This window comes from Pseudacidovorax intermedius, assembly GCF_001476815.1.
Lineage (GTDB): Bacteria > Pseudomonadota > Gammaproteobacteria > Burkholderiales > Burkholderiaceae_C > Xenophilus > Xenophilus intermedius_A.
Genome location: NZ_LDSL01000233.1, coordinates 1 through 5,556, shown reverse-complemented (window position 1 = coordinate 5,556; position 5,556 = coordinate 1). Strand labels below are relative to the sequence as shown.

Below are 5,556 nucleotides of genomic sequence, written 5' to 3'. Positions count from 1 at the left end.
CGCGGAACTGGCTTTGCCAGGCCGCGGGGTGCGCCCCCCTCCAAGCCGAAGGCGCCAGGGAGGGGGGAGCCGCGAAGCGGCATGGGGGGTGCTTTCCCACTTCAGAAGTGGGTGGTCATGCTGACGTACAGGCTGCGGCGCGTGCCGTACTGCGGCGCGCCCACGCCGACGCCGGTGCCGTCGCGCAGCAGGTACTTCTCGTCGAACAGGTTCAGCAGCGCGATGCGGCCCACCACATCGCCGCCGTCGCCATACTTCCAGGTGTGGGAGTAGGCGGCGTTGACCACCGTGTAGTGCGGCAGCGCGGCGCTGTTGGGCGCGCCGCCGTCGGGCGTACGGCGCAGGCCGCTGCCGTAGATCACGTCGCCGCTGACCTGGTCGGCGCCGAAGCGGTAGCTGGCGCCGGCCGAGGCGGTGTAGGTCTGGTCATGGTCCAGGTACACGTAGTGGTTGGCGATGTAGCTCAGCTCGTCCGCGCCGAAGAGCGACTGGCTCGACACGATGTTCTTGCCCATCGCCTTCTGGTGGGCCAGGTTGGCATAGGCGGCCCAGTGGTCGTCGCTGTAGCGCGCCGACAGCTCCAGCCCGCGCGCGAAGCCCTGCGCATAGTTGAAGGGCGACAGGATCAGCGCCTGGCCGAACTGGCCTTCGTCGAGCAGGTTGTCGATGTGCTTGTAGTACGCATCGGCCGCCAGGGACAGGTGCTCGCCCACCTTCTGGTCCACGCCGACGTCGAAGTAACGCGAGCGCTCGGCCTTCACCGGGTCGGAGTTGGCCACTTCGGGCTGGTTGGTGGTGCCGGTGTAAAGGTTGATGCTCTGCTGCGAGGCCAGCTCCTGCGGCGGCGGCGTGAAGTAGCGCGCGAAGCCGGCATGCAGCGCGGTGCTGTCCGTGGCCGCATAGGCCAGGTTCAGCCGCGGGCTCCACTGGTGCTCCTTGGTGAAGGCGTCCACGCTGTCGTAGCGCAGGCCGTAGTTGACGGTGAACTTCGGGTCGAGGCGCCATTCGTCCTGCAGGTACAGGCTGGCCAGCGCGCCGGTCTTGCCCGAGTTGTCGTTGACGAGCATCGGCGTGTTGCCCACCTGCGCGCCCGAGTCGTCCACCGGAAACACGTTCACCGCATTGAGGCTGCGCGTGCTGGCCCGCGTGTACAGCCCGCCGAAGCGCAGCGTGTGGGCGTCGCCCAGCTTGTACGAGGCATCGGCCTGCAGGCCGTTGGAGGCGTTGGTGCGCTCGGTGTCCGAGGCCACGCCGTTGTAGATCAGGTCGCCGACCGGGTCGGGCCGGTAGTGCAGGCTCGAATACTGGTGGAAGGCCGAAAGCTGGAAGTCCAAGGCGCCCAGCGACTTCTGGTACGACAGCGCCAGGAAGCGCGTGGCCTCGTCCTGGCGCTCGCGCACGCTGGACGACGGCAGCGCGTTGTAGCCCGAGCCCAGGTCGCTGAAGCCGGCCAGCGAGAAGGCCGGCGCCTGGTTCGGATTGGTCGGGATCCGGAACCGGCCGTCGTAGCTGCCGAACATCAGGCCCAGGCGCGTGTCGTCGTCCAGGTAGTACGAGAAGTTGCCGAAGGTCTTGCCCTGGTGGGTGCGGTCGTTCTGGGCATCGAGCGTGGGCTGCGGGTTCTCGATGCCCTGGCTGTTGCCCACGCCGCTGGCCGAGAGGTAGTAGCTCAGGTTGCCCGTGGTGCCGTAGACCGAGCCGCTGCCTTCCAGCGTGTCATGGCTGCCGAGGGTGATGCCCAGCGAGCCGCCGGGCTTGCCGAAGCCCTGCTTCGTCTGGATGTCGACCACGCCCGCGGTGCGCAGGCCGTACTGGGCCGGCAGCGCACCGGTCAGGTAGGTGATCGTGTCGATGTAGCGCGTGTCCAGCGTCTGGCCGAAGCCGGAGATGCCCTCGGGCAGCTGCACGCCGTTGATGCGGTACTGCACATTGCCGTGGTCGTCGCGCACGTGCAGGGAGCCGGAGGCCTTGGAGTCCTTGGCCACGCCGGGCAGCGTGAGCAGCACCTCGTCCAGCGGTGTCGCATCGCCCTTGCCGAGCGCGGCAATGGCGCTCTGGTCGATGCGGTAGACGGTGGCGCCCGTCTCGGGCGAGAGCTCCATGCGCGCCTTCTTCAGGCGCTCGGAGGTCACCTCGACGGTGGACAGCGTCTGGGCCTGGCCGGCGCCGGCCACGGCAGGCGGATTGGTCGGGGCGGCAGCGTCCTGCGCGAAGGCAGGCCCGCACAGCAGCGCGAGAGCGGCAATGCCGACGGCACTGCGGGGGAATTGAAGGGTCATGAACAGTCACTGGCGAATCGATGGGCAGGCGGCCACCGCCCGCGCGGGTGCGGGCGGCGGCAGCCAGGGCTCGGGGAGATTCAGCGAGTGACGGGCGGACCGCGGGCGTCGAACAGCGCCACCCAGCGCCGCAGCGCCTCGCCCTGCATGAAGGCGAGCACCGCGGCGGGCGGGAGGCTGGGCAGGAGCGGCAGCAGCACGGTGGGGGTGGCGGCGTCGTGCTGCAGCTGGTCCATGATCAGGCAGAGCGCGCTGCCGTCCTCATGGTCATCGAACAGGGCCGCGAGGCCATGGTGCGCGGCGTGCGCGGCGTGCGCGGAGGATGCCCCCGCGGGGGCATCGGCCGTGTGGCCATGCGCCGGGCCGTCGGCCTCGACAGCCTCCACTGCATGGCCGCCGCCCGCGTGCGCATGCAGGGTGCGGTGCATGAGCCCCAGCGCCGAGGCGAGCACCAGTGCCAACGCCAGCGCGACGGCCAGCGCGGGCGAGGTGGGCAGGCGCAACGGGCGAGGCGGCATGCGGGTCGAAGGAGCGTCGGGGTGGCGGGTGGGCCTCAGCCCTTCTTCACCCGTGCGGCGAAGGTCTTCTGGAACTTCTCCACCTTCGGCGCGACCACGAAGGCGCAGTAGCCCTGGTTGGGATGCTGCACGAAGTAGTCCTGGTGGTAGGCCTCGGCCGGCCAGTAGCGCTGCAGCGGCGCCACCTCGGTCACGATGCCGGCGCCGCCGTAGGCCTGGTTGGCGGCCAGTTCGGCCACCACCTCGCGCACGGTCGCCAGTTGCGAATCGTCGGTGGTGTAGATGGCGCTGCGGTATTGCGGCCCAACGTCGTTGCCCTGGCGGTTGGGCGTGGTGGGGTCGTGCACGACGAAGAAGATGTGCAGGATCTCGCGCAGGTCGATGACCGCCGGGTCGAACTGCACCTTGATGACCTCGGCATGGCCGGTGGTGCCGCTGCACACCTGCTCGTAGGTGGGATGGTCCACGTGCCCGTTGGCATAGCCGGACTCCACGTCCAGCACGCCTTCCACGCGGTCGAACACGGCCTCGGTGCACCAGAAGCAACCACCGCCCAGGACGATGGTCTGCGGCGATGCGGCGTTGATCTCGGACATGGCGCTCTCCTGGGCAAACCGGGGATTGTGACGCCTCGCCTTGACGCCCGCGCAGGGCACGGCCAATAATTAATAACCAACCGGTCATTAACGCCTGCATGCCTGCTTCCGACGCCCTGCCCTGCCGCCTGCGCGACGCCCTCACCGGCGGCAAGCGCGCGCGCCGCAAGGAGGCGCGGCCCGGCGAGCTGCTGCAGGCGGCGCTGGAACTCTTCGTCGAGAAGGGCTTCGCCGCCACCCGGGCCGAGGACGTCGCCGCCCGTGCCGGCGTCTCCAAGGGCACGCTGTTCCTGTACTTCGGCTCCAAGGAAGAGCTGTTCAAGGCTGTCGTCACCGAGAACCTGGCCGGGCGCTTCACCGAATGGAACCAGGAATTCGAGACCTTCGAGGGCAGCGCGCCCGACATGCTGCGCTACGGCCTGCGCACTTGGTGGGAGCGCGTGGGCGGCACGCAGGTCTCGGGCATCAGCAAGCTGATGCTGAGCGAGGGCCGCAATTTCCCCGAACTCTCGGCCTTCTACCACCAGAGCGTGGTGGCGCCGGGCAATGCGCTGGTGCGGCGCATCCTGGAGCGGGGCATCGCGCGCGGCGAGTTCCGCGCGCTGGACGTCGAGCAGGCCGTGCATGCCGTGGTGGCGCCGATGCTGTTCATGATCCTGTGGAAGCACGCGCCCGAGGTGTGCGGCGGCGCCGGCACGCTGGTGCCCGAGCAGTACCTCGCGGCCCAGTGCGACCTGCTGCTGCGCGGCCTGTGCACCGACGCGGGCCATGCGGCGGACGCCGCGGGCGCAGGCTCCTAGAATCACGGGCTTTGTCCGTTCCCCGTCGCCCAGCCCCACCATGACCGCCTCCCTCGTCACCGATCCCCTGCGTTTCAACATGATCGAGCAACAGATCCGTCCCTGGAACGTGCTCGACCTCGAGATCCTGGAACTGCTGACCGTGGTGCGCCGCGAGGACTACGTGCCCGAAGCCCATCGCAGCATGGCCTTCTTCGACATGGACATCCCGCTCGGCGACGGTCCCGGCCAGTCGATGCTGTCGCCCAAGCTGGAAGCGCGCCTGCTGCAGGACCTGAAGATCAAGAAGACCGACAGCGTGCTCGAGATCGGCACCGGCTCCGGCTACATGGCCGCGCTGCTGGGCGCCCGCGCCGCGCGCGTGCTGACGCTGGAGATCGACCCGAAGCTCGCCGCCACCGCCGCGCAGACGCTGCAGCGCAACGGCGTCGCCAACGTCGAGGTGCGCGAGGCCGACGGTTCCAAGCCCCTGCCCAGCGGCCCGACCTTCGACGTCATCCTGCTCAGCGGCTCGGTCGCCCGCATTCCGCAGAACCTGCTGGGCTCGCTGAACATCGGCGGCCGCCTGGCGGCTATCGTCGGCGACGAGCCGGTGATGCGCGCCCATTTCGTCACCCGCACGGCCGAGGGCAAGTGGGACACCCAGGAGCCCTGGGACACCATCGCCCCGCGCCTGCTGAACTTCCCGGAGCCCTCGCGCTTCAACTTCTGACCGGCACCGGCCGCGCCTCGACCGTCATCCGTTCGCGCTGCGCCTGTCGAGGCGCCGGGCCGGGACGTCGAAGGGGCGCCAGGGACGGTCTTCTGCCCACCCAGCGCCACCATGATCGACCAAGTCCCTCCCGCCCACCTGCAAGCCTGGTTCGACCAGGCCCCCGACGCGCCGGCCGTGGTGCTGGACGTGCGCGAACCCTGGGAACTGCAGACCGCCAGCGTGACGCCCGATGCCGGCTTCACCGTGGTGGCCGTGCCCATGAACGAGATCCCCGCGCGCCTGGCGCAGCTGGACCCGGCCCAGCGCATCGCCTGCCTGTGTCACCACGGCGCCCGCAGCCAGCGCGTGGCGGCCTTCCTGGCGCACAACGGCTACGAGCAGGTCGCCAACATCAGCGGCGGCATCGACGCCTGGTCGCAGCAGCGCGACCCTTCCGTTCCCCGCTACTGACCGGCGCCCGGCCATGCGCCCCGTCGCCCTCCGAGCGGTGGCCCTCGCGGCCGCCGCCGCTGCCCTGGCCTTGCCCGCCGCCGCCCAGAACCTGGGCAGCCTCTACGACGCCGCCCGCGGCTTCGACGCCACCTACCAGGCCGCCCGCGCCCAGGCCGAGGCCACCACGGCCCGCGGCGCGCAGGCCCGCGCCGGCAT

The 5,556-nt window shown here is 70.2% G+C and carries 6 protein-coding genes and 1 pseudogene; 4 read left to right on the top strand and 3 right to left on the bottom strand.

The window, feature by feature from the left end; all coding sequences use genetic code 11:
- Window positions 1-101: 101 nt before the first annotated feature.
- From NS331_RS24795 to msrA, 3 genes are all read right to left on the bottom strand, one after another.
- The gene (locus tag NS331_RS24795) at window positions 102-2,279 is read right to left on the bottom strand and encodes a TonB-dependent receptor (RefSeq protein WP_153013052.1); all 2,178 of its coding nucleotides are present in this window, start codon (window positions 2,277-2,279) and stop codon (window positions 102-104) included.
- A gap of 80 nt (window positions 2,280-2,359) precedes the next feature.
- Window positions 2,360-2,782 (bottom strand): hypothetical protein, encoded by a 423-nt coding sequence (locus NS331_RS24790; RefSeq protein WP_058644571.1) that lies wholly within the window; start codon window positions 2,780-2,782, stop codon window positions 2,360-2,362.
- 50 nt (window positions 2,783-2,832) lie between these two features.
- Complete coding sequence (msrA, locus tag NS331_RS24785) at window positions 2,833-3,393, bottom strand: peptide-methionine (S)-S-oxide reductase MsrA (protein ID WP_058644570.1); 561 nt, start codon at window positions 3,391-3,393, stop codon at window positions 2,833-2,835.
- Window positions 3,394-3,491: 98 nt separating this feature from the next.
- Between msrA and NS331_RS24780 the strand changes: the two genes are divergently transcribed.
- From NS331_RS24780 to NS331_RS26450, 4 genes and pseudogenes are all read left to right on the top strand, one after another.
- Window positions 3,492-4,193 (top strand): TetR/AcrR family transcriptional regulator, encoded by a 702-nt coding sequence (locus NS331_RS24780; RefSeq protein WP_058644569.1) that lies wholly within the window; start codon window positions 3,492-3,494, stop codon window positions 4,191-4,193.
- 40 nt (window positions 4,194-4,233) lie between these two features.
- Entirely contained in the window at window positions 4,234-4,905 is a 672-nt protein-coding gene (locus tag NS331_RS24775) for a protein-L-isoaspartate O-methyltransferase family protein (RefSeq protein ID WP_058644568.1), read from the top strand.
- Window positions 4,906-5,016: 111 nt separating this feature from the next.
- Window positions 5,017-5,358, top strand: a complete 342-nt coding sequence (locus NS331_RS24770; protein WP_058644567.1) for a rhodanese-like domain-containing protein — start codon at window positions 5,017-5,019, stop codon at window positions 5,356-5,358.
- Between the two features lie 13 nt (window positions 5,359-5,371).
- Window positions 5,372-5,556 (top strand): annotated as a pseudogene (locus tag NS331_RS26450) (TolC family outer membrane protein); the annotation flags it as partial.